This is a genomic window from Kitasatospora sp. NPDC032150, assembly GCF_055579945.1.
The window spans coordinates 20,587-45,165 of record NZ_JBVIMH010000041.1 but is presented as its reverse complement, the minus strand read 5'-3'; the positions used below and the strand labels follow the sequence as shown (position 1 = coordinate 45,165).

Here is a 24,579-nt window from a genome sequence, read left to right as displayed (position 1 = left end):
AGAGAGGACGAAAAAAGGGCGTGAGCAAGACCGATCCGCCCACCCCCCCCCCCCCCCCCCCCCCCCCCCCCCCCCCCCCCACGGCGGGGTCACATCATGGCCTGCTCGGTGCGGTCGGCCGAGCGGACGTCGGGCTGGGCGGAGAGGTAGGCCCCGCCGCAAGCGGTCAGGCGCAGCGCGGTGTCGATCAGCGGCACGTGGCTGAACGCCTGCGGGAAGTTGCCGACCTGCCGCTTGGCGACCGGGTCCCACTCCTCGGCCAGCAGGCCGAGGTCGTTGCGCAGGGAGAGCAGCCGGTCGAACAGCTCCCGCGCCTCGGTGACCCGGCCGATCATCGCCAGGTCGTCGGCGAGCCAGAACGAGCAGGCCAGGAAGGCGCCTTCGTGGCCGGCCAGCCCGTCGACGTTCTCGCCGGAGGCGTCGTGGGTGGGGTAGCGCAGCACGAAGCCGTCCTCGGTGGCCAGTTCGCGCTGGATCGCCTCGATGGTGCCGATGACGCGCTTGTCGTCCGGCGGCAGGAAGCCCATCTGCGGGATCAGCAGCAGTGAGGCGTCCAGCTCCTGGCCGCCGTAGTACTGGGTGAAGGTGTTGCGGTCGGGGTCGTAGCCCTTCTCGCAGACGTCCGCGTGGATCCGGTCGCGCAGTTCGCGCCAGCGCTCCAGCGGGCTCTCGCCGGCGAACCCGTGGACCTCGTACGGGGACTGCTCCAGCAGTTTGATGGTGCGGTCGACGGCGACCCAGGCCATCACCTTGGAGTGGACGAAGTGGCGGCGCGGCCCGCGGACCTCCCAGATGCCCTCGTCGGGCGCGGTCCAGTGCTTCTCCAGGTAGCTGATCAGCTTGAGTTGGAGCTGGTGGGCGTGGTCGTGCCGGGACAGGCCGGTCATGTGGGCCAGGTGCAGGGTCTCCACCACCTCGCCGTAGACGTCGAGTTGGAGCTGGCCCGCGGCGCCGTTGCCGATCCGGACCGGCCTGGAGTCCTCGTAGCCGGGCAGCCAGTCGAGTTCGGACTCGGTGAGCTCGCGCTCGCCCGCGATGCCGTACATGATCTGCAGGTTCTCCGGGTCGCCCGCGACCGCGCGCAGCAGCCACTCGCGCCAGGCGCGGGCCTCCTCGCGGTAGCCGGTGCGCAGCAGGGAGGAGAGGGTGATCGCGGCGTCGCGCAGCCAGGTGTAGCGGTAGTCCCAGTTGCGCACCCCGCCGATGTCCTCGGGCAGCGAGGTGGTGGGGGCGGCGACGATGCCACCGGTGGGGGCGTAGGTGAGGGCCTTGAGGGTGATCAGCGAGCGGACCACCGGCTCGCGGTAGGGGCCCTGGTAGGTGCACTGGCCGACCCACTCGCGCCAGTACTCCTCGGTGTGGGCGAGGGCGGCTTCGGCGTCGGGTGCGCTGGGGGCGGGCAGGTGGCTGGCCTGCCAGGTGAGGGCGAAGGCGATCCGCTGGCCCGCGGTGACGGTGAAGTCGGCGTAGGTGGTGAGGTCGCGGCCGTAGGTCTCGGCCTTGCCGTCCAGCCAGACCGAGTCGGGGCCGGCCATGGCGACCGTTCGGTGGGTGCCGTCGGCCTGTTCGACCCGGTGCACCCAGGGGGTGATCCGGCCGTAGCTGAACCGCATCCGCAGGGCGGAGCGCATCCGCACCCGTCCACAGACGCCTTCGATGATCCGGATCATCTGCGGGACGGCCTCGGCCCCGGCGAGCGGGCGGGGCGGCATGAAGTCGATCACCCGGACACTGCCGCCCTGGGCGTCCCACTCCTGCTCGAGGATCAGCGAGTCGCCCCGGTAGCGGCGCCGGTCGGCGGGTACGGCCGGGGCGGCCGCGGTGGCCGGCACCGCCCGGGACTCACCCGAATCGGTGAAGTGCGAGCGCTGAGGCGGGGCGGTGGGGGCGACCTCCTCGCCGACGGGTTCGGCCGGGCCGATCCGCCAGAACCCGTGTTCATCGGTACCGAGCAGACCGGCGAAGACGGCCGGAGAGTCGAATCTGGGGAGGCAGAGCCAGTCAACGGCTCCGTCCCTGCTGACCAGGGCGGCGGTCTGCATGTCCCCGATGAGTGCGTAGTCCTCGATACGGCCGGCCACGTGGGTCTCCAGTTCGCAATTTGGGCGGCGGCAGCGCAGACGGTCGGTAGCAGGCGGTCTGCGGGGCCGGAGATCCGGGCTGGGCGGCCCCCGGACCCCCGACCGGTGTGTGCGGGGAGGACCGTGGGTCGCCCGGCGGGGCGGTGTGCGCCCCTGGCCTGGACGGGTGAACTGGTACGGGAGGTGTCCGGTCGCGCATCGGGGACCAAGAGGTGTCGTCCTGACCCCCTCGCCCTCCGCGTGCTCTGCTGTCGGCGATGCGTCCGTGCAGGATACGTCGGTGAGCTGGGGTGCGGCACGTGGAGAGCGTCCGGTTCGGGCGCCGTCACGCCTGTGATCGACAAAGTGGCCCGAGTGGGGGATCGAAGACGGTCCGGACGGACCAGGCGGGGCTCCTCCCTCCGGGCCCCTCGCGGTGTTGTCGGAACCACCCCTTCCGGGCGGTATCCGCCCGTCCGTTCGGAGCAGCCGGACGACCCGGACGGGCACGCCGCGACGGCCGGAACGCGATCGGTGCCGCTCGCTGATACGCTGGTACCCCGTGGACTGGTGGGATCAACCACCCCGGATCCGCCGCCCTGACGACCCCGTCGGAGCTCTCTTCGGGCTCCCCGGTCGAGTGCAAACTCCTCGTCGGCGCGGATGCGGGCAGTCCTCCACCGGAGTCACTTCGACACGCGACCCACGGGAGCCCCCTCTTGGCACAGCCCCATTCCGGCAAGGCAGCGAACGGCCGCGCCGTGACGACCAAGCACCTCTTCGTCACCGGGGGTGTCGCCTCTTCACTCGGCAAGGGCCTCACCGCCTCCAGCCTCGGCGCGCTGCTGAAGGCACGCGGCCTGCGCGTGACGATGCAGAAGCTCGACCCGTACCTCAACGTGGACCCGGGCACGATGAACCCGTTCCAGCACGGTGAGGTCTTCGTCACCGACGACGGCGCCGAGACCGACCTGGACATCGGTCACTACGAGCGCTTCCTGGACACCAACCTGCACGGGTCGGCGAACGTCACCACCGGCCAGGTGTACTCGACGGTCATCGCCAAGGAGCGCCGCGGCGAGTACCTGGGCGACACCGTCCAGGTCATCCCGCACATCACCAACGAGATCAAGTCCCGGATCCGCCGGATGGCGACCGAGGACGTCGACGTGGTGATCACCGAGGTCGGCGGCACCGTCGGCGACATCGAGTCGCTGCCGTTCCTGGAGGCCGTCCGCCAGGTCCGCCACGAGGTCGGCCGGGACAACGTCTTCTTCGTGCACGTCTCCCTGCTGCCGTACATCGGTCCCTCCGGCGAGCTGAAGACCAAGCCGACCCAGCACTCGGTGGCCGCGCTGCGCAACATCGGCATCCAGCCCGACGCGATCGTGCTGCGCGCCGACCGCGAGGTGCCGCAGGCCATCAAGCGCAAGATCTCGCTGATGTGCGACGTGGACGAGGAGGCCGTGGTCGCGGCCATCGACGCCAAGTCGATCTACGACATCCCCAAGGTGCTGCACGGCGAGGGCCTGGACGCCTACGTGGTGCGCCGCCTCGACCTGCCGTTCCGCGACGTGGACTGGACCACCTGGGACGACCTGCTGCGCCGCGTCCACGAGCCGCAGCACATCGTCAAGGTCGCCCTGGTCGGCAAGTACATCGACCTGCCGGACGCCTACCTGTCGGTGACCGAGGCGCTGCGCGCCGGCGGCTTCGCCAACAACGCCCGGGTCGAGATCAAGTGGGTGACCTCGGACGACTGCGTCACCCCCGAGGGCGCCCAGGAGCAGCTCGGGGACGTGGACGCGATCTGCATCCCCGGCGGCTTCGGCGACCGCGGTGTGGACGGCAAGGTCGCCGCGATCACCTACGCCCGCGAGAACAGGATCCCGCTGCTGGGCCTGTGCCTGGGTCTGCAGTGCGTGGTCATCGAGGCCGCCCGCAACCTGGCCGGCCTGCCCGAGGCCAACTCCACCGAGTTCGACCCCGCCGCCAAGTACCCGGTCATCTCCACCATGGCCGAGCAGCTGGCGATCGTGGACGGCAAGGGCGATCTGGGCGGAACGATGCGCCTGGGCCTGTACCCGGCCAAGCTGGCCGAGGGCTCGATCGTCCGCGAGGTGTACGGCGGCGAGCAGTACGTCGAGGAGCGCCACCGCCACCGCTACGAGGTCAACAACGCCTACCGCGCAGACCTGGAGAAGACCGGCCTGCACTTCTCGGGCCTGTCCCCCAAGGGTGACCTGGTCGAGTACGTCGAGTACCCGCGCGAGGTGCACCCCTACCTGGTCGCCACCCAGGCCCACCCGGAGCTGAAGTCCCGCCCGACCCGCCCGCACCCGCTGTTCGCGGGCCTGGTGGCCGCGGCGATTCGGATCAAGACCGGCGCCGAGTAGGCGTCCCGTCGTCGGACGGCGGTCGTGCGGATCTTCGCACGGCCGCCGTTTGGCATAGTTGGCCCTGAGCGCTAAGGGGAGAGAGATGACGGACATCCAGCAGATCAGGGACGTGGCGGAGGACTGGCCGGTACGGGCCTCCTCGGTGCCCTTCCAGGGGCGGGTCACCGGCGTGCGCACCGACGAGGTGCTGATGCCCGACGGCAGCTACGCCCGCCGCGACTACCAGACCCACCCCGGTTCGGTGTCCGTCCTCGCCCTCGATGACCAGCAGCGGGTACTGGTCCTGCGCCAGTACCGGCACCCCGTGCGCCAGCGGCTCTGGGAGCTGCCCGCCGGGCTGCTCGACGTCCCCGGGGAGAACCCGCTGCACGCCGCCCAGCGCGAGCTCTACGAGGAGGCGCACTGCAAGGCGGGGGAGTGGCGGGTGCTGGTCGACTTCTACACCTCGCCGGGAGGGACGGACGAGGCGCTGCGGCTCTTCCTCGCCACCGACCTCGCCGAGGCGGAGGGCGAGCGCTACCAGGCGCACGGCGAGGAGCTGGAGATAGAGACCGCCCGGGTGCCGCTGGACGAACTGGTCCGGCTCGTCCTCGCGGGCGAGCTCCACAACCCGACCCTGGTCACCGGGACGCTGGCGCTGCACGCGGCCCTGGCCGGCCCCGGCCTGGACGCGCTGCGCCCGGGCGACAGCCCCTGGCCGGCCCGGCCGTTCGGGGGGAACTGAGCCAGCGGCGCGCTCCCGGGGCGGGGGTGGGAGCAGGGCGGCCCACCCGGTCCCAGGCCCGGGTAGGGACCGGGGTCGGGCGTACGGGAACCGAGTGCGCGACCGTGCGCGTTCCCAGGGGGCCGGCGCTCGCCGTCGAGGAGTTCCGCGTGGCTGGCGGGCCGCCAGGAGACGTGCCGGGGCCTGGGGTTGACGGCACGCGCGGTCCTCTTCGGGGCACCTGGTTCTGACGGGTGATTTGCCGGTTGGTACTACCGGTGTCAGCACCGGTCCGTCGGGCGGCCGAACTACGCTTCGCAGACGGACTCACGGCGGGTCCCGGGGGCGGGTCGGCTGGTCAGGAGTGACGCGGGTGACGAGGAAGACGGCGATGGACGCACGGCCCACCGAAGACGGCGCACTCGACCGGCTGCCCCCGGTGCCCGCGCTGTTCAGCGGCCGGCGGACCGAGCTGGCCGCCCTCGCCGCAGCCGCCGCCCGCCCGGCGCGGGGCCGCTCCCCGGTCGTGGTGCTGGCCGGGCGGCCCGGCTCGGGGCGCACCACGCTCGCCGTACGGTTCGTCCGCTCGATCGCCCACGCCTATCCCGACGGCGTCCTGTTCACCCGGCTCTCCGCTCCCGACGGCAGCCGGGTCCCGCCGGGGCAGATCGCCCGGCGGCTGCTCGAACAGCTCGGCCCGGTGCCGGACGCGGTCCTGGTACCTGGCGGCGGGGACGGCGCCGACGGTCCGGCCTGCGGGGCGCTGCGCGAGGAACAGGCGGGCCGGCGGCTGCTCCTCCTGTTGGACGACGCCCGGGACGCCGGCCAGCTGTGGCCGCTGCTCGCCGACGAGCCCGGCTGCCTGGTGGTCGCCACCACCGCGGGACCGCTCACCGGGATCGAGGACATCGACCCGGTCATCCTCGGCGGTCTGGACCAGCCCTCGGCCGGCGACCTGCTCAGCGGGCTGGTCGGCGGCACCAGGATCGGCTGCGACCCGGTCGGCGCGGCCGACCTGGCCGAGGCCTGCGGGTCCGGTCCCGCCACGCTGCGGTTGATGGCCGGCTGGCTGCGCAACCACCCCAAGGCCGCCGTGACCGAGGCGGTGCGGGTACTGGCACAGGCGGCCCCGGCGGCCGCGAAGGCGACCGTGGTGGCCCAGGGCGGAGCCGGCGGCCGGGGCGGGGCGGTGCGGGAGCAGCTGCCGAAGCCCGTCCTGCGCGGCCAGGCGGGACCGCGGGACGGCGTACTGGTCCCCGTTCCGACGGGCGGGCCGGCCGGCGAGGCCGCCGGATCGGGCGCCGTGGCGCGACTGATCGGCCAAGCGGCGCGGCTCGGAGCCGGGAACCGCTCGACGCGCGCGGCCACGGGCGACGCCGCCGGGCGCGGGCCCGGCGACCCGGGCGAGGGAACCCGTACGGCGCCGGGCAGCCGTGAGGCGGTCCGGGCCGGCGACGGCCGCCCGCGAGGCGCGGACCGCGGGCGGCCGGGCACCGGTGCGGTTCCGGCGGCCGCCCGGGACATCTCCGATGCCGCGGGCGGCCGCCCGGGAGAGGCGGAGCGGGGGCGTCCGGTCGACGGGCGCGGGCAGCCGGGGGTGGAACCCGGACCGGGCGCCGGTGGTCGGGCCGGCCGGCGGCGGGGGGGACAGGACGCCGAGGCCGCGGCCCAGGGGCCGGTACCGGTGCCGGACACCGATCCGCTCAGCGCCGCCTTCGACCTCACCTACCGATCGCTCAACCCCGCACAGGCGCGGATGCTGCGGATGCTCACCCTGGCCCCGGCCCAGCTCGCCGATCTGCGGACCGCCTCCGCGCTGGTCGGCTGCCCGCCGCCGGAGGCCGAGGCGGTCATGCGGCAGCTGGCCGAGCGGGAGCTGCTGGACGTGGAGCCGCCCGCCGCCGACGGCACACCGCGCTACCGGCTCCCCGGGCGGCTGTACCTGCGGTTGGCACGGCTGCGCGATGCAGCCGACCGCCCGGCCGAGCTGCAGCTGGCCCGCGCCCGACTGCTGGAGCGGCTGGTGCGGCTGGTGGACTCGGCCCGGCAGCTGCTGGACCCGGCAGCCGGTCCGGTGACGGACCCGCTGCCGGGTCCGATCCGGCTGCGGACCGCCGCGCAGGCCGCCGGCTGGCTGATCGGCGAGCGCGAGTCGCTGTTCGGCGCGGTGGCGGAGGCGATCGGCCAGGCGGACCTGGACGGCTCGGCGGGCCGGCTGGTCACCGCGCTGCTGCGGGCCCTGCCGCTCACCGGCGCCGCCGCCCCGGCCGATCTCTACAAGCTGCACGGCCTGGTGCTGGAGGTGGCCGAGCGCGGCGGGGCCACCCGCCGGGCCGCCGCCGCCCTGCTCAACCTGGGCGACCTGCAGGCCGCCGCCGGCCGCTGGGAGCAGGCCGCGGCGCGCTACCGAGCCGCCCTGGACCATGCCAGGACCGCTGCCGACGACCCGGCCCGCGCCCGTGCGCTGGAGGGGATCGGCGAGTGCCACCGGGCTCTGGGCGACCCGGTGCGGGCGGCGGACTGGTACGGCCGCGCGCTCGCGCTGCGCCAGGGCCTGAACGATCGTCCGGCGGAGGCCCGACTGCTGGTCAGGACGGCCGAGGCGCATGCGGGTCAGCGCCGTTTCGAGGAGGCCGACCGCGAGTACCGGGCCGCGCTGGCGCTGCTGCGCCGCCTCGGCGACGAGCGCGGCCGGGCGGCGGTGGCGGGGGCGCTGGACGCCCTGCGGCAGTAGGCCCGGGCCGGGTCGGACCATCCGACCTGGGAGTAATGTCGTAACTGTGCGGTTGATGGCGATCTGCGGTGCGCAATCGTCACGAGCCTACGAAAGTGCCAATGTAACAAGCTGATTTATTCAGTTTGGAAGGCTGGCGGATTCGCTGGGCTTCATTACACTCGACAGCAGTCGCGCAGCGAAGTGTCTTTCGGTGTCTTCCGATGGCTTCCCCCCGTGCGCGTCGCCCGCCGGTCTTCTCCGGTAGGGACCCCCATGGCAAGAGGACGTGTTTAGCCGTGAAGGTCGGCATCCCCCGCGAGGTCAAGAACCACGAGTACCGCGTGGCCATCACGCCCGCCGGCGTGCATGAGCTGGTCCGCAACGGACACGAGGTGTTCATCGAGGACAACGCCGGTGTCGGCTCCTCGATCTCCAACGAGGAGTACGTGGCCGCCGGTGCCACCATCCTCCCCACCGCCGATGAGGTGTGGGCCACCGCTGACCTGCTGCTGAAGGTCAAGGAGCCCATCGCCGAGGAGTACCACCGTCTCCGCAAGGGGCAGACGCTCTTCACCTACCTGCACCTGGCTGCCGACCGGGCCGGCACCGACGCGCTGCTCGCCTCCGGCACCACCGCGATCGCGTACGAGACCGTGCAGCTCGCCAACGGCGCGCTGCCGCTGCTCGCCCCGATGTCCGAGGTGGCCGGCCGGCTGGCCCCGCAGGTCGGCTCGTACCACCTGATGCGCCCGACCGGCGGCCGCGGCGTGCTGCCCGGCGGTGTGCCCGGCACCCACCCGGCCAAGTGCGTGGTCATCGGCGGTGGCGTCTCCGGTTGGCACGCCGCCACCATCGCCATCGGCATGGGCTACGACGTGACCCTGCTCGACCGCGACATCAACAAGCTGCGCGAGGCCGACCGCATCTTCGGCACCAAGGTCAAGGCCATCGCCTCCAACGCCTACGAGCTGGAGAAGGCCGTCATCGAGGCCGACCTGGTCATCGGCGCGGTGCTGATCCCGGGCGCCAAGGCCCCGAAGCTGGTCACCAACGAGCTGGTCTCCCGGATGAAGCCGGGCTCCGTGCTCGTCGACATCGCCATCGACCAGGGCGGCTGCTTCGAGGACTCGCACCCGACCACGCACGCCGAGCCGACCTTCCAGGTCCACGACTCGGTCTTCTACTGCGTGGCCAACATGCCGGGCGCCGTCCCGAACACCTCCACCTACGCGCTGACCAACGCGACGCTGCCGTACGTCGTCGAGCTGGCCAACCGCGGCTGGAAGGAGGCGCTGCGCCGCGACCCGGCGCTGGCCAAGGGTCTGAACGTCCACGAGGGCCAGATCGCCTACGCGGCCGTCGCCGACGCCTTCGGCCTGGAGTCCATCTCCCTGGACAGCGTGCTCGCCTGACGGGACATCAGCTGAACGGTCCGCCTGACTGAGGCGGTGCCACGCCCCCGGCCCTCCCTCCTGCCCGCCATCGGGCGGGAGGGGCCCCCTCCTCGGGCCGGGGGCTTCGGCGTGCCCGGAACCGGTGGTGAAGGTCGGGTGGCGCCACGATGTCAATTCATGTGCAACACGTCACCCGCCGACCGCAAACAGCGTGGGTGACCCGCACGCCCCGGGGGCGGTGACCTCCGCGGAAACGTTAGGGCCAAGGGCCCTTTAAGGCCTTGACAGCGACCGGTCCGACAGCCGACACATCGTGCCCACTACCGTGGATTGTGTTGCTGCGAACGCCGCAGACGGCCTAGAGTCGCAAACCGTCGGCATGCTGCCACGCTGACGAATCGACATAGAGTCCTGGATGCCCAAGGAGGTAAGACGACTTGTGAATGAGTCGACATTTGCTCCCGGGGGTGGTCAGCCAGGACTGGCGGAGCACGCCGCCGGACAGCCGAACGAGGAGCTCACGGCCCGGCAGGCCACGGTGGGTTCGGTAGAGGTCGGCTCGGTCGCGGTCCGCACCTTCGAGGCACGCCAGAGCACCGGTGTCAGCACCACCTCCGTCATCGACTACGACGCCGACCTGGCCGCGCACGGCCTGGTCTACGGCGACTTCGCCTACGGCTCGTACGAGGACCCGGACGCCGAGTACGAGCCCGACCCGGAGTACGCCGCCACCCTGGCCCCCGACGCGGCCCGCCAGCGCCGCGAGCGGATCGGTCCCACCGGCCGCCCGCAGCCCTACTTCCCGATCCCCGCGCCGGTGGCCGAGCACGGCCCCGCGCAGATCATCGCGATGTGCAACCAGAAGGGCGGCGTCGGCAAGACCACGTCCACCATCAACCTGGGTGCCGCACTCGCCGAGTACGGGCGCCGGGTGCTGCTGGTGGACTTCGATCCGCAGGGCGCTCTCTCGGTCGGCCTCGGCGTCAACCCGATGGAGCTGGACGTCACGGTCTACAACCTGCTCATGGAGCGGGGCCTGACGGCCGATGAGGTGCTGCTGAAGACCGCGATCCCCGGCATGGACCTGCTGCCCTCGAACATCGACCTGAGCGCCGCCGAGGTGCAGCTGGTCAGCGAGGTGGCGCGGGAGTCCGCGCTGGCCCGGGCGTTGAAGCCGCTGCTGCCCGACTACGACTACGTCATCATCGACTGCCAGCCCTCGCTGGGCCTTCTGACGGTCAATGCCCTGACGGCCGCTCACAGCGTGATCGTCCCGCTGGAGTGCGAGTTCTTCGCGCTGCGCGGTGTCGCGCTGCTCACCGAGACCATCGAGAAGGTCTGCGAGCGGCTCAACCCCGAGCTGCGCCTGGACGGCATCCTGGCCACCATGTACGACTCGCGCACCGTGCACAGCCGCGAGGTGCTGGCCCGGGTCGTCGAGGCGTTCGGCGACCACGTCTTCCACACCGTGATCGGCCGGACCGTCCGGTTCCCGGAGACCACGGTGGCCGGCGAGCCGATCACCACGTACGCGACCAATTCGGTCGGTGCCGCCGCCTACCGCCAGCTCGCCAGGGAGGTGCTCGACCGGTGCCGCCCCGCCGAGTGAGTCTCCCGGGGGCCGACGAGCTGTTCCGGACCACGGGCGGGATGGCGCTCTCGCCCTCCCTCTCCCGGCCGGCCGAAGCACCCAGAGCGGAGACCGCCCGCGCGGCCGAGAACGGCACCGGGCCGCGAGACACCCCCCGGGACGCCTCCGGTGGCCGCGGCGAGCAGCCGGGGCCCGCCGAGAGCGCGCCGGACGGGCCTCAGCCGACCGGCGGACGGCAGCCGCAGGGGCAGCCCGGAACGGCGGCCGGGCCGGGAGGGGCGGCGCAGGCCGACGAGCAGGCGGGCGAGGCCACCAGGCGGGTCCGCCCCCGGGGCCGGGCCGTGCGACGGCCCACCGGACGCGAGCGGCACGACGAGAAGATCACCGTGTACGTGTCCGCCGAGGAGCTCATGGACCTGGAGCACGCCCGTCTGGTGCTGCGCGGTGAGCACGGGCTGGCGGTGGACCGGGGCCGGGTGGTCCGGGAGGCCATCTCCGTCGTCCTCGCCGACCTGGAGCAGCGCGGCGAGGCCAGCATCCTGGTGCGGCGGCTGCGCGGCCGCTGAAGCCGTCCCGCGGACTCTCCCGGCGGCGCGGGCCACTCGCCACGGCGGAAGGCCGTCGGGTCACGACTCCCTCGGGGACGCCCGCCCGATCGCACACGGATCCGCGCCCTTTGGGCGCTGCCTCGCCGTCCGCGGGCGTGGCGCAGGTGAAGATGGGGCGTCATGTCGAGTGCTGGGGCAACCGTCGGAGCCGTCCGGCCCGCCGAGGAGGCGGGTGAGGCGCGGGCCGGCTTCCTCGTGCGGCTGGACAACTTCGAAGGCCCGTTCGACCTGCTGCTCAGCCTGATCGCCAAGCACCGGATGGACGTCACCGAGGTGGCGCTGTCCAAGGTGACCGACGAGTTCGTCGCCCACATCCGGTCCATGGGCCCCGACTGGGACCTGGACGCGGCGACCGGGTTCCTGGTGGTCGCGGCCACCCTGCTGGACCTCAAGGCGGCCCGGCTGCTGCCCGCCGCCGAGGTCGAGGACGAGGAGGACCTCGCCCTGCTGGAGGCCCGCGACCTGCTGTTCGCCCGGCTGCTCCAGTACCGCGCGTACAAGCAGGTGGCGGCGGTGCTGGGCGAGCGCTGGGAGGCCGAGCTGCTGCGGCGTGCCCGCAGCGTGGGCCTGGAGCCGCGCCACGCCGAACTGCTGCCCGAGGTGGTGCTGGGCATCGGCCCCGAGCGTTTCGCCCAGCTGGCGGCGCGGGCGATGGCGCCCAGGCCCAGGCCGGTGGTCTACGTGGACCACATCCACACCCCGCCGGTGAGCGTGCGCGAACAGGCCGCCCGGGTGGTCGACCGGCTCACCGCGCTCGGTTCGGCGACCTTCGACCAGCTGGTGGCGGACGCCGAGTCCACGCTCGTGGTGGTCGCCCGGTTCCTGGCGCTGCTGGAGCTGTACCGGGAACGGGCGCTGGACTTCGAGCAGCCGCAGGCGCTGGGCGAGCTGCTGGTGCGGTGGGTCGCCGATCCCGGGCGGCCGGTCGAGGTCACCGACGAGTTCGACCACCGGCCGGTGGACGGGGACCGGGAGACGGCTGAGGAGGCATCGTGACGGAGCAGCCCGAGGGAACCGACCGGCCGGGCCCGCGCAGGCGGGCCCTGGGCGTCCCGGGGCAGCCGAGGGCGCACGAGTGGCAGGAGTCCGCCCACGGCCCGCAGACGCCTGCCCGTGGGCCCGCGGAAGCGGTGCCGGTGCCCGCCGGGCCGGCTGACGGGCCGTTGGCCGGCGGGAGCGAGGTGACCGGGGACGGAGGGCCGCTGCGGGCCGCGCTGGAGGCGGTGCTGCTGGTGGTGGACGAGCCCGCCACCGAGGCGCGGCTGGCCGAGGCGGTGGAGCGTCCGCGCGCGGAGGTGGCCGCGGCGCTGCACGAGCTGTCCGCCGAGTACACCGCCCAGGGCCGGGGCTTCGACCTGCGGCTGGTGGCCGGGGGCTGGCGGTTCTACACCCGCGCGGAGTGCTCGCCCGCCGTGGACCGCTACGTCCTGGACGGCCGGCAGGCCCGGCTCACCCAGGCCGCGCTGGAGACGCTGGCGGTGGTCGCGTACCGGCAGCCGGTGTCGCGCAGCCGGGTCTCCGCGGTACGCGGTGTGAACTGTGACGGCGTGATGCGTACCCTGGTACAGCGAGGACTGGTGGAAGAGACCGGATCCGAGCCCGAAACAGGTGCGATCCTGTATCGGACGACGAACTACTTCCTGGAACGGATGGGGCTGCGCGGCCTGGACGAGCTGCCGGAGCTGGCACCCTTCCTGCCCGAGGTCGACGACGTGGAAGCGGAGTCCCTCGAAGGCACGATGATCGCGGAGGCGGTCGCCGCCGCACGTGCGGCGGGCGGCCCGGACGAGACCGGTCGGGCTCGCGTCTGATCGGCAGGGGGCGGTGAGGTCGGCCGAAACGACTTGCACTACTCCCAACGGATACGACGTACGGACATTTTGATGCGTAGCAGTGGCAACGGCAGGAACAGCGGCGGCGGCCAGGGCCGTGGTGGACAGGGCGGGGGCCGGGGCGGCTCGTACGGCGGCTCCCGGGGCGGCTCGTCCTTCGGCGGCGGGCGGGGCGGTTCCTCGTCCTCGCACGGCGGCGGCTCGTACGGGCGCGACCGCGACTCCTACGGCGGCGACTCTTCGTCGCGCGGGGGTTCCTACGGCCGGGACGACCGGCGGCAGGGCTCGGGCCGCAAGGGCGCGCCCCGCCCGGAGGAGCGCCGGTACGACCGGCCCGAGTACGGCGGCGGGCCGAACGCCACGCCGGGCCGCAGCGGCTTCGCCGCCCGCAAGCCCGGGCCGGCCCCGCGGCCGCGCCGCGAGGGCCAGGGTGCGCCGGGCGACCCGCGCCGCCAGCCGCAGCGCTCGCGCGAGCTGCAGGCCCGGATCGAGGACGCGGTGCTGGCCCGGCACGACAAGCCGGCCGCCAAGCTGCCCAAGACCTTCGGCGAGCCCGAGGGCGAGCGCCTGCAGAAGGTGCTGGCGCGGGCCGGTATCGGCAGCCGCCGGGCCTGCGAGGAGCTGATCGCGCAGGGCCGGGTCGAGGTCAACGGCGTGCCGGTCACCGAGCAGGGCAAGCGGGTGGACCCGCAGAAGGACGAGATCAAGGTGGACGGTCTGACCGTCGCCACCCAGTCGTACCTGTTCTTCGCGCTCAACAAGCCGGCCGGTGTGGTCTCCACCATGGAGGACCCGGACGGCCGGCAGTGCCTGGGCGACTACGTGACCAACCGGGAGACCCGGCTGTTCCACGTCGGCCGGCTGGACACCGAGACCGAGGGCATCATCCTGCTCACCAACCACGGCGAGCTGGCCCACCGCCTCACCCACCCCCGCTACGGCGTGACCAAGACCTACCTGGCGGCCATCCAGGGCCCGATCCCGCGCGACCTGGGCAAGCAGCTGGCGCAGGGCATCGAGCTGGAGGACGGCTTCGCCCGCGCCGACAGCTTCAAGGTGGTCTCCAACGTCGGCAAGAACTACCTGGTCGAGGTCACCCTGCACGAGGGCCGCAAGCACATCGTCCGCCGGATGCTCGCCGAGGCGGGCTTCCCGGTCGAGAAGCTGGTGCGCACCCACTTCGGTCCGATCGCCCTGGGCGACCAGAAGTCGGGCTGGCTGCGCCGGCTCACCAACCCGGAGGTCGGCCAGCTGATGCGCGAGGTCGGCCTGTAGGGACCTGCCGCCGCCCCGCCATCCGGTGGTGCCGGGCTGTAGTACCTGATGAGGAGGGCCTCCCCGTCGATCGGCGGGGAGGCCCTCTGCTGTACTGCGGGGATGTGGTGTGAGCCTGACCGCACCCCGTTGTCCCGGCTTGTCAGCCCGTGGATCCGTGGCGCACGATGGCCAGCAACTGGCGCCCGGCCGGATGGCGGGAGTGCGCCAACCGGGGTGAGCAGTGGGGGGAAGGAACGTCGTGCCCGACGCATTCGGAGTGCTCGGTCTTGGCCGGCCGGACGGACAGGTCTACGCGGCGCTGGTGGCCGCACCCCAGTCCACCGCCGAAGAGCTCGCCGAGCAGTGCGGACTGACTCCGCAACAGAGCCGGGAGTCCCTCGACCGGCTGGCCGCGCAGGGCATGGTGACCCGCAGTCCGGTCGACCGCGAGCGCTATCTGTCCGTCGCCCCCGACGTCGCCATCGGTACCCTGATCGGCCACCGCGAGGCCCAGCTGCGGGACGCCCGCGCCGAGATGCACCGGCTGATGGACGCCTTCCGGGAGGCCAGCCGGTTCACCGACCCCGCCCACTCGGTCGAGGTGCTGACCGGTGCCGAAGCCATCGCCCAGCGGCTGGAGCACCTGGTCGGGACGGCCCAGTACCAGGTGCGCGGCTTCGACTGCCCGCCCTACATCCAGGACCCGGTGGCCAGCCTGTCCAGGCAGCGCCAGCGGCTGCGGGCCGGGCTGAAGTTCCGGGCGATCTACGACAAGGAGGCCGTGGCCTGGCCCGGGCGGCTGGAGAAGGACATCCTTCCCGGGGTCGCGGACGGCGAGGAGTGCAAGGTCCGGCCGGTACTGCCGATGAAGATGATGATGGCCGACGACCGGATGGCGATCATCCCGATCAGCGTCGGCGACGCGGTGCTTGACGCCGCGTACGTGGTCCATCCGTCGGCGCTGCTCCAGGGGCTGGACGCGCTCTTCGAGGCGGAGTGGGAGCGGGCGGTCCCGTTGCAGGCGGCGATCGGCGACGGGGACGACGGTTCCGGCCCCGAGGAGGACCACCGCAAGCTACTCGGTCTGCTGGCGGCCGGGCTCACCGACGAGTCGATCGCGCGGTCGCTCGGCTGGAGCGCCCGGACCACCCAGCGGCGGCTGCAGACGCTGATGCGCCAGCTCGGCGCGACCACCAGGTTCCAGGCGGGCATGGCGGCCCGGGAGCGCGGCTGGCTGTGAGCCGCACGGGCGAGCCGCGCGGTGGGCGGCGGTAGGCCCGGGGCGGTCGGGCAGGCCTTCAGGGGCGGGGTTCTTCGCCGCGCCCCTGAACCGCGTCCTCGGCCCTGAACCGCTTCCTCGGCCCTGAACCGCTTCCTCGGCCGTGAACCGCTTCCCCGGTCGTGGCCGCTTCCCCGGCCGCGCGGAAGGGGCCCTCAGCTCCAGGGCTGGAGGGCGGCCCAGCGGCCGTCCGGGCCGCGCTCGACCTTCTCCAGACCGACCACCGCGGTGCGGTTGAGGCGCCCGTAGATGTGCGGGAACAGCACGCCCGGGGTCGCGCCCGGCGGCGGCGCGCCGTGCGGCGCCTCCCACTTCACCATCGGCTCCACCAGGCTCTCCTCGATCAGCAGGGCCATCAGCGGCTCCGGCGCGTCCTGGTAGAAGGCGTTGGCGACGGCCAGTGCGGTCTGCTCGTCGGCCGAGCAGTGGATGAACCCGTCGGTCAGCAGGGAGGTGGTGGCGTACGGCCGCCCCGGGTCACGGAGCCAGTCGTCCAGGGGTGCGAGATGGTAGATCATGTGTCTGTTTTACCTGATTCGCACCGGAGTTGACGGGTCTGTGCGATGCCGGTCGGGGCCGGTCAGATCCCGGCCACCCTGGCCGCCGCCGAGACCTCGTACACCAGGGTGACGGTCCGTCGGCCGCCCGGCGGCAGCGCCACGTCCCAGCGGACGATGCCCTCGGCGTCCAGCTCGTCCGGCGGTGGGGAGCAGGCCTCCTTGCGCAGCCGTACCTCCACTGCCGAGACCTCCGAGACCGGGATCCGTTCGCGCACCACGACCACCTGCTCGCCCTGCTCCTGCGGGTCGGAGAAGCGGGACAGGTGCAGCCGGACCGTACGGGTGAGCACCGTGCGGCGGTCCAGTCCGGCACTGCCCCTGGTCTCCTCGGTCTCCCGGACCACCCGGTAGCCGTCCGAGCTGCCGAAGGAGAGTTCGGCCGGTGCGCCCGGGGCGGTGAAGCGCAGCTCCGCGCGGCCGACGAAACCGCTGTCGCGGACCAGGTCCACCGGGCCCGCCAGCAGCGCGTGCCCGGCGCCGTTGCGGAACCGCACCACCTGGGTGACCAGCGGGGACAGTTCGGGCGCGCAGGCGCACTCGCTGCTCGCACCGGCGGTGAAGGCGGTGAGCGGCACCCGGTGCGGACGGCCGTCGCCGGGCACCGAGGCCGGCCCCGGAGCGCACAGGGTGCGCACCTCGCCGCCGTCGTCCACGCCCGGGAGGCCGTCCACCGCGGCCGGCCCGGTACTGCCGATCTCCTCCTCGCGCAGCTCGACGTCCACCGTGCGGCGCTCCTCGGCGGACTTGTCGCGCAGCACGAGCACGTCCTCGGCCAGCCGCGGCGGCTCGCCGGGCAGGGCGGAACGGGCGGTGGACAGGGTCAGCCGGACCTGCGACCAGTCCTCGCCGGTGCGCTGCCAGACCACCGCCTCGGTCTCCAGCAGCAGACCTCCCTCGCCGAGCGTCGCCCGGTAGGCGGGCCGCCACAGGGCGCACGGCGCGAGGTGGGAGACCGTCAGCCCGTGCGGGCCGGCCTCGGCGGCCTCGACCGTGAGCTCCACGTACCCGAGCAGCTCGACGGGCTCCTCCTCGGCCTGGTCCAGCGCCGACTGGGCCTGCCGCAGCTCCTCCTCGACGGCCCGCAGCCGCGACCGCACCGCCCGCAGCTGCTCCCCGTACGACTCGCGCTCGGCGTCCACCCGGTCCAACTCGCGCCCCCAGCGGGACCGTTCGATCTCGCCGTGGCCCGCGCCCTCGCCGATCTCGCGCAGCAGATCGGCGGCCAGCTGGGCGAGCAGGGCCTGCCGGGCCTGCAGCCGGCGGCGGCGGGCGTCCTCGGTGAGCTGCTCCTGCTCCAGGGCGTGCACCAGGCGGCGCAACTCCGAGTCGGCCTCGGTGGGCGGAAGCGGGGCGCGCGGGGTCCAGGAGCGGATGATCCGGGCGTCCAGCACCCTGGCGGCCCCGGCCCGGCCGCCGGTCACGTCGGCGCGCAGCGAGCGGTCGACGGCGAGCGCGGTGATCGGGCCGAGGCGCAGCCGCTGCACTCCCGGGTGCAGAGCGAGGGTGGTGGTCCGCATCACCAGGGTGCGGTCCTCCAGACAGGTGACGGCCGTGACCGGGAGCGGGCGGACCGGGACGGAGGACGTGGCGGGCGGGTTGGTCATGGGTCAGTTCCTCCGGTTTCCGCCGAGGATGGCCTTGCCGGCCGGGATTCGGATCTCGTAGCCGCCGTCCAGCTCGACCGTGCCGCCGGCGGGCAGTTCCACCCGCCACACGCGGGTGCTCGGCGGGTAGGTGTCCGAGGGCACGGCGGCGGGTCGCGGTCCGTCGGGCCTGCTCGGGGTCGTCCAGCCGGACCGCTCCTCGATCCGGATCTCGGCGTCGGCGGTGACCGGTACGCGTTCGCGGACCTCGACCGTGACGGGGTGGCCGAGCCGGTTGACCAGTTCCACATGGACACGGTGGTCGAGCACGGTGGTGTTGTTCAGCAGGCCCGCCGTGGACTCGCGCAGTTCGGTCCTGCGGGCCACCCGGATGCCCTCCGCCACGCCGAGGCCGACCCGCCGGGTGTCCCCGGGCGCCAGGGTCGGCAGCGCGGCGGTGAGCAGGAACTCGCCGTCCACGCTCACCTCGACCGGCCCGGCGAGCAGCGGCTGCGCGCCCGGGTTGGTGAGCAGCAGGGTGGCGTACACGGTCTCCTCGACGGAGGGCACGCAGACGTGCTCGGTGCGCAGCTCGACCGGGACCTCGGCGATCGTGACGGTGTGCCACCCACGGCCGGTGGACGGGATGTCCACGGGCGCGGCGGCGTCGTACCGGTAGGCGAACGACCCGGCCGACCGGTGGGGGAGGACGGCGTGCTCGGGCAGTGCCGGCACGGCCGGTGGCACCGCGGCGGGCAGGCCCGCACCGGCACGGCCGAGGACGGGGTCGGGAAGCAGGCGGCCACGGGCGGCGGGCGGTGCGTCCGGGCCGCGCAGGGTCAGTGCGGCGTAGTCGAGCCACTCGGGGGCCGGGTGGGGGTGTGCGGGTGCGGCGGGCTCGGGCGCCTGGGCCTGGAGGGGCGGCGGAGCGGCGAGCGGTGCGGCCGCCATCCGCATCCGCGGCGCCATCGCGGGCGCGGGCGCGGCGGGGCCGAGCGGCGGGGCGCCGGCGGTGCCAGGCGGGTACCCGTATGCGACGGGAGCGGCGGGAGCCTGGGCACCGGGCGGAGCGGGTGCGGCAGGTGGGGCCGGTGCAGTGGGAGGGGCCGGTGCGGCGGGTGCGGGCGCGGGGGCCCCGGCGGGCACCTGGGGGAGGGCTGCGCCGCCGTAGCCGGGCAGGCCCGCGTCGAGGACCTCCGGCACCTCGGCCGTCCCGCCGCCGGCGGGTGCCAGCGGACCGCGCGGCCCGGGTGCGGGGGAGGCCGCGCCGAAGGCCCGGACGGACCGCCAGGCCGACGGGCGCGGGCCGGCCGCGTCGTACCCCGCGAACAGCTCGGACAGGCCGGCCGGAGCCTCCCGCCAGCCGGAGGGCACGGGGGCGGGCTGGCGGCGGCCGATCCGGATCGAGCGCAGCTGCGGCAGGTCGGTACGGCGGCTCAGGTCGGCGGTGGAGAGCGCCAGCCGTACGCCCGTCCAGTCCTCGCCGCTGTGCTGGAGGACGGAGGCGCGCAGCACGAGCGATCCCGAGCCGCCGTCGACCTGGCGGTGGCTCAGCCGGTACGACGGGACCCAGTACGCTCCCTGGACGCCGTACTCCAGCTCGATCTCGACGTACTCGACGTCCTCGCTGTGCGCGACGTGCTCGCTGCTGGTGAGGGTGAGCACGGCGACGGCGCTGGTCTCCACCGGGTGGGCGGGCTCCGCGGTGGAGGCCTGTCCGAGGGCCTCCAGGGCGACGGCCAGGGCGTGCTCCGCCTGGCGGACCTCGTCGGCGAGCTCCAGGGCGCGGGCGTTCAGGGCGGCGAGCCGGTCGTCGACGAAGTCCGCCAGTTCGAGCCAGGCGTCGGCGGGGGTGCGGCGGTGCGGTTGCTCGGGAGTCCGGTCCGGCGGGATCACACGCAGGGCGGCGATCTCCGCTATCCGGCCGAGCAGCCCGGAGTGCCGTTCGCGGGCGGTCTCCAGCGTCTCCTCGGCCTGCTCGGCCCGGCGGCGCAGTTCGGGCAGCTCCGCCGGTTCGCGCAGCTCGGCGGCCGCCTCCAACCGGGCCTCGGTGACCCGCCAGGCGCTCTGGCCGACCACCCGGGCGCGCAGGGAGCCGCCGTCGAGTGCCCGGGGCAGTCCCGGCAGCCGTACCCGGCCGTCCGGTGGCACGGTGCCGCGGGCCCGGCGCAGGCAGAGTGCGCCGGACGCGTACACCACCACCGATTCGAGTACCGATCCCCAGCTCCGCGCCGCGCCCCGCCCGGTCTCCTGGACCGCTTCAGCCGCCATCCCGCCCACCCTTCGTCCGAGCCGTCCCCCGGCGGCCCAGTCTGCCCCCGGCGTGCCCGGGTGTCAGCGGATTTCGCCCGCGTGCCGCACGGGTGTCCCGGGTGGGGCGCGACACGGCCGAGGATGCCCGGTGCCCTTGTGCTTCCGGCGGGCGGTACCGGGGGAGGTGGTGGTGGACGGTGGGCCTCGTGGTGCGTCAACTCTGGCTGGTGGGGCGGTGGTCGGAGGTGGGGTCGGGCGGCGGTCGGTCCGAAGGCGGTTCGCGTCACGGGTGGTACGGGGGCGCCGCAGCGGTGGCCGCACCGGCCGAAGGATGCTCGCCGGCCCTGCCGCGGCGGGTGGAGCAGTTGCCTGAGCAATCGCTCCGCTGCCGTGAACACCCGCCCCGGGCAGGCGGGATCGAGCCGACCCGAACCTGCCGGGCCCGCCCGCGCGAGCGCCCATGGCCAAGAATGATCCCCGGTACGAGAGGATTGGTGTCCACCAGGATCGGCACCTGACAGGAGACGAACCCCCATGCGCACTGCCGCCGTCGTCGGCACCGGACTGATCGGCACTTCTGCTGCCCTCGCGCTCACCGGTCGCGGCTTCAGCGTGTATCTGGAGGATGCCGATCCGGATGCCGCGCGTACGGCGGCCTCGCTCGGTGCCGGTACCACCGAGCTGCCCGAGGGGCCGGTCGACCTGGCGATCATCGCGGTACCGCCCGCCCTGGTGGGCAAGGTGCTCGCGGACTGCCAGCGCCGGGGTCTGGCCCGCTGGTACACGGACGTGGCGAGTGTGAAGTCGGGGCCGCGGGCCGACATCGCCTCGCTGGACTGCGACACCACCCACTACATCGGCGGCCACCCGATGGCCGGGCGGGAGGTGTCCGGTCCGCTGGGCGCCCGGGCGGACCTGTTCGAGGGCAGGCCGTGGGTGCTCACCCCCACGCCGGACACCGACACGGACACCCTGAACGCGGCCCTGGAACTGGTCGCGCTCTGCAGCGCCGTGCCGATCGTGATGGACGCCTCCACGCACGACCGCGCGGTCGCGCTGGTCTCGCACGCCCCCCAGCTGCTCTCGTCGCTGGTGGCGGCCCGGCTGGAGCACGCGGACGAGACCGCCATAAGGCTCTCGGGCCAGGGCGTCCGGGACGTGACCCGGATCGCGGCCTCCAACCCCGCGCTCTGGGTGGACATCCTGTCCGCCAACGCCGGAGTGGTCGCCGACATCCTGGAGGAGGTCGCGACGGACCTCGGCGAGACCGTCACCGCGCTGCGCGCGATGGAGGCCGCCGACGAGATCGAGCGCCGCAGCGGCGCGGCCGGGATCGAGGCCGTGATGCGGCGCGGCAACACCGGTCAGTCCCGGATCCCCGGCAAGCACGGCGCTCCGCCCACCCGGTACGAGACGGTCGCGGTCGTCCTCGGCGACCAGCCCGGCGAGCTCGGGCGGCTGTTCGGCGAGGTCGGCGCGCTCGGGGTCAACATCGAGGACGTGGCCATCGAGCACTCCAGCGGCCAGCAGGTCGGCTTCGTCCAGCTCTCGGTCGCCCCGGCAGCGGTGCGGCGGCTCATCGGCGCGCTGCGCGAGCAGGGGTGGAGCGTCCGGGACTGAGCGCCGGGGCCCGGACGGGCCGGCGGTTCGGGGCCGTCCGGGGCCCTCCGGGGCCGGGCTCTCGGGAACCGGCGTGCCCGCCCGGCTCCGGCCGCGGGCCCGGCGGGCTGGTCCGGATGGGTGAACCCGGGGATTCGACTACCCTTGTGAGGTCAACCCCAGGCTGTAGAGAGAGGTTCGCCCCGTGGACACTGCCGACCGAGCGTCCGCCCCGGTCGTCGTCGCCATCGACGGACCCTCCGGCTCCGGTAAGTCGACCGTCTCCCGGGCGGTCGCCGCCCGGCTCGGCCTGAGCTTCCTGGACACCGGCGCCATGTACCGCGCGATGACCTGGTGGATGCTGACCAACGACATCGACGTCGAGGACGCCGACGCGGTGGCCATCGCCTGCGGCAAGCCGGTGATCGTCTCCGGCACCGACGCCGCGGGCCCGACCATCACGGTCGACGGCCAGGACGTCTCCGGACCGATCCGCGGCCCCGAGGTCACCTCGAACGTCAGCGCCGTCGCCGCGGTCCCGCAGGTGCGGGCCCGGCTGGTCGAGCTGCAGCGCGGCTGCGCCGAGGTCGCCGAGCGCGGCATCGTCGCCGAGGGCCGTGACATGGGCACCGTGGTCTTCCCGGCCGCCACCCTCAAGGTCTTCCTGACCGCCTCGCAGGCCGCGCGCGCCGAGCGCCGTGCCGCCGAGCTGCGGGCGAAGGGCGTGGACGAGGCGACCATCGCCGCGATGGCCGCCGACCTGACCCGCCGGGACGCCGCCGACTCCTCCCGCGAGACCGACCCGCTGACCCAGGCGTCGGACGCCGTCCTGGTGGACACCAGCGACCTCACCCTGGAGCAGGTGATCGACCGGATCGTCGGTCTGGTCCAGGAGCGGACCGGCTGCCTCGCCGCCTGACGACCCGGCCCCGGCCGGACCATCGGGCCCGTATCCGGGGCCCTGACAGACAGACCTGCGGCCGCCCGCGACGAGGGCGTCACGCACCGCGCTGCCCCCGAGGGGCAGGTACGCACGGCACGTCCCTGGGAAGGGCCGGTGCCGGGAAACGGAAACACGAAGATGAGCAACGAGACCGCGCACGGTTCGCACGGAGAGCTCGACGCGTCCGAGTACGCCGAGTTCATGGCGCTGGCCGCCGAGGAAGGCTTCGACATCGACGAGATCGATGCCGAGCTGGACGCCGCCGGGCACGGCCCGCTGCCGGTGCTGGCCGTGGTCGGCCGCCCGAACGTCGGCAAGTCGACCCTGGTGAACCGCATCATCGGCCGCCGCGAGGCCGTGGTCGAGGACCGCCCCGGCGTCACCCGCGACCGCGTCACCTACGAGGCGGCCTGGAACGGCCGCCGGTTCAAGCTGGTCGACACCGGCGGCTGGGAGGTCGACGTCCTCGGCATCGACGCCGCCGTCGCCGCCCAGGCCGAGTACGGCATCGAGACCGCCGACGCGGTGCTCTTCGTGGTGGACGCCACCGTCGGTGCCACCGACACCGACGAGGCCCTGGTCAAGATCATCCGCAAGGCCGGCAAGCCGGTCGTGCTCTGCGCCAACAAGGTCGACGGCCCCTCCACCGAGGCCGAGGCCGCCTACCTGTGGTCGCTCGGCCTCGGCGAGCCGTACCCGGTCTCCGCGCTGCACGGCCGCGGCTCCGGCGACCTGCTCGACGCCGTCATGGCCGCGCTGCCCGAGGCCCCGCCGCAGACCTTCGGCGACAGCCCCGTCGGCGGCCCGCGCCGGGTGGCCCTGATCGGCCGGCCCAACGTGGGCAAGTCCAGCCTGCTCAACAAGGTCGCCGGCGAGGAGCGGGTGGTCGTCAACGAGCTGGCCGGGACCACCCGCGACCCGGTCGACGAGATGATCGAGCTCGGCGGCAAGACCTGGAAGTTCGTGGACACCGCCGGTATCCGCCGCCGGGTCCACCTGACCGCCGGCGCCGACTTCTACGCCTCGCTGCGCACCGCCTCCGCGCTGGAGAAGGCGGAGGTCGCGGTCGTCCTGATCGACGCCAGCGAGACCCTGGCCGAGCAGGACACCCGGATCATCTCGATGGCGGTCGAGGCCGGGCGCGCCGTCGTCATCGCCTACAACAAGTGGGACCAGATCGACGAGGAGCGCCGCTACTACCTGGAGCGCGAGATCGAGCGCGATCTCGTCCAGGTCCGCTGGGCGCCCCGGGTCAACGTCTCGGCGAAGACCGGCCGGCACATGGAGAAGCTGGTCCCGGCGATCGAGACCGCGCTGGAGGGCTGGGAGACGCGCATCCCGACCGCCAAGCTGAATGCCTTCCTCGGCGAGTTGGTGGCCGCTCACCCGCACCCGATCCGGGGTGGCAAGCAGCCGCGCATCCTGTTCGGCACCCAGGCCGGTACCCGGCCGCCGCGCTTCGTGCTCTTCGCCTCCGGCTTCCTGGAGGCGGGTTACCGCCGCTTCGTCGAGCGCCGGCTGCGCGAGGAGTTCGGCTTCGCCGGTACGCCGATCTCGATCTCGGTGCGAGTGCGGGAGAAGCGCCGCAAGAAGTGAGCAGGCCGCCTGAGCGGCAGTCCGGAGGCCGGGTACCCGTTGCGGGGCCCGGCCTTTGGCGGTTCTTAGGGTCCTTAGCGCTTTCTGGCGGTTATCGGCGCCTCGTGGCGCGTCGTATGAGGTGTGTCGTGCGGTGCCGTGTCTGTCCCGTCCTGGCGGCCCGTGGCACGTGCTGGCGCGCGCCGTGGCACTTCTTGGCACTCTGT

Annotated in this window: 17 protein-coding genes; 13 read left to right on the top strand and 4 right to left on the bottom strand. The window is 73.7% G+C overall.

Annotation, left to right across the window (positions count from 1 at the left end):
* Nucleotides 1-89: 89 nt before the first annotated feature.
* Nucleotides 90-2,081, bottom strand: a complete 1,992-nt coding sequence (locus ACZ5ON_RS31535) for a glycoside hydrolase family 15 protein (protein WP_465599841.1) — start codon at nt 2,079-2,081, stop codon at nt 90-92.
* Between the two features lie 698 nt (nt 2,082-2,779).
* On the opposite strand from ACZ5ON_RS31535, the gene ACZ5ON_RS31530 reads away from it, so the two are divergent.
* From ACZ5ON_RS31530 to ACZ5ON_RS31485, 10 genes are all read left to right on the top strand, one after another.
* Entirely contained in the window at nt 2,780-4,456 is a 1,677-nt protein-coding gene (locus tag ACZ5ON_RS31530; RefSeq protein ID WP_465599839.1) for a CTP synthase, read from the top strand.
* 85 nt (nt 4,457-4,541) lie between these two features.
* On the top strand, nt 4,542-5,183 hold the full coding sequence (locus tag ACZ5ON_RS31525) for an NUDIX domain-containing protein (RefSeq protein WP_465599837.1): 642 nt from the start codon (nt 4,542-4,544) through the stop codon (nt 5,181-5,183).
* Between the two features lie 352 nt (nt 5,184-5,535).
* A complete protein-coding gene (locus tag ACZ5ON_RS31520) occupies nt 5,536-7,896 on the top strand; it encodes a tetratricopeptide repeat protein (RefSeq protein ID WP_465599835.1) in 2,361 nt (786 codons plus the stop codon).
* A gap of 278 nt (nt 7,897-8,174) precedes the next feature.
* On the top strand, nt 8,175-9,290 hold the full coding sequence (gene ald, locus ACZ5ON_RS31515) for an alanine dehydrogenase (protein ID WP_465599833.1): 1,116 nt from the start codon (nt 8,175-8,177) through the stop codon (nt 9,288-9,290).
* A gap of 421 nt (nt 9,291-9,711) precedes the next feature.
* Nucleotides 9,712-10,881, top strand: a complete 1,170-nt coding sequence (locus tag ACZ5ON_RS31510; RefSeq protein WP_465599831.1) for a ParA family protein — start codon at nt 9,712-9,714, stop codon at nt 10,879-10,881.
* A gap of 41 nt (nt 10,882-10,922) precedes the next feature.
* On the top strand, nt 10,923-11,429 hold the full coding sequence (locus ACZ5ON_RS31505) for a hypothetical protein (RefSeq protein ID WP_465599869.1): 507 nt from the start codon (nt 10,923-10,925) through the stop codon (nt 11,427-11,429).
* A 162-nt stretch (nt 11,430-11,591) separates the two neighbouring features.
* Nucleotides 11,592-12,467: a segregation and condensation protein A gene (locus tag ACZ5ON_RS31500; RefSeq protein ID WP_465599829.1), complete on the top strand. Its 876-nt coding sequence runs from the start codon at nt 11,592-11,594 to the stop codon at nt 12,465-12,467.
* Nucleotides 12,468-12,634: 167 nt separating this feature from the next.
* The gene (gene scpB / locus ACZ5ON_RS31495) at nt 12,635-13,282 is read left to right on the top strand and encodes an SMC-Scp complex subunit ScpB (RefSeq protein WP_465599867.1); all 648 of its coding nucleotides are present in this window, start codon (nt 12,635-12,637) and stop codon (nt 13,280-13,282) included.
* A 72-nt stretch (nt 13,283-13,354) separates the two neighbouring features.
* Nucleotides 13,355-14,578, top strand: coding sequence for a pseudouridine synthase (locus tag ACZ5ON_RS31490; RefSeq protein WP_465599827.1), 1,224 nt, complete (start codon nt 13,355-13,357; stop codon nt 14,576-14,578).
* A 241-nt stretch (nt 14,579-14,819) separates the two neighbouring features.
* Nucleotides 14,820-15,800: a helix-turn-helix domain-containing protein gene (locus ACZ5ON_RS31485; protein ID WP_465599825.1), complete on the top strand. Its 981-nt coding sequence runs from the start codon at nt 14,820-14,822 to the stop codon at nt 15,798-15,800.
* A 194-nt stretch (nt 15,801-15,994) separates the two neighbouring features.
* On the opposite strand, the gene ACZ5ON_RS31480 is transcribed toward ACZ5ON_RS31485, so the two are convergent.
* The 3 genes from ACZ5ON_RS31480 to ACZ5ON_RS31470 form a co-directional block, all read right to left on the bottom strand.
* A complete protein-coding gene (locus ACZ5ON_RS31480; RefSeq protein WP_465599823.1) occupies nt 15,995-16,357 on the bottom strand; it encodes a DUF952 domain-containing protein in 363 nt (120 codons plus the stop codon).
* Nucleotides 16,358-16,419: 62 nt separating this feature from the next.
* Nucleotides 16,420-18,003, bottom strand: coding sequence for a mucoidy inhibitor MuiA family protein (locus ACZ5ON_RS31475; protein ID WP_465599821.1), 1,584 nt, complete (start codon nt 18,001-18,003; stop codon nt 16,420-16,422).
* A gap of 3 nt (nt 18,004-18,006) precedes the next feature.
* Nucleotides 18,007-20,253: a DUF4139 domain-containing protein gene (locus ACZ5ON_RS31470; protein WP_465599819.1), complete on the bottom strand. Its 2,247-nt coding sequence runs from the start codon at nt 20,251-20,253 to the stop codon at nt 18,007-18,009.
* A gap of 516 nt (nt 20,254-20,769) precedes the next feature.
* Here ACZ5ON_RS31470 and ACZ5ON_RS31465 point away from each other — a divergent pair.
* From ACZ5ON_RS31465 to der, 3 genes are all read left to right on the top strand, one after another.
* Complete coding sequence (locus ACZ5ON_RS31465) at nt 20,770-21,855, top strand: prephenate dehydrogenase (RefSeq protein ID WP_465599817.1); 1,086 nt, start codon at nt 20,770-20,772, stop codon at nt 21,853-21,855.
* A gap of 184 nt (nt 21,856-22,039) precedes the next feature.
* Nucleotides 22,040-22,753: a (d)CMP kinase gene (gene cmk, locus ACZ5ON_RS31460; RefSeq protein ID WP_465599815.1), complete on the top strand. Its 714-nt coding sequence runs from the start codon at nt 22,040-22,042 to the stop codon at nt 22,751-22,753.
* A gap of 162 nt (nt 22,754-22,915) precedes the next feature.
* The gene (der, locus tag ACZ5ON_RS31455) at nt 22,916-24,373 is read left to right on the top strand and encodes a ribosome biogenesis GTPase Der (RefSeq protein ID WP_465599813.1); all 1,458 of its coding nucleotides are present in this window, start codon (nt 22,916-22,918) and stop codon (nt 24,371-24,373) included.
* The last annotated feature ends 206 nt before the right edge of the window (nt 24,374-24,579 follow it).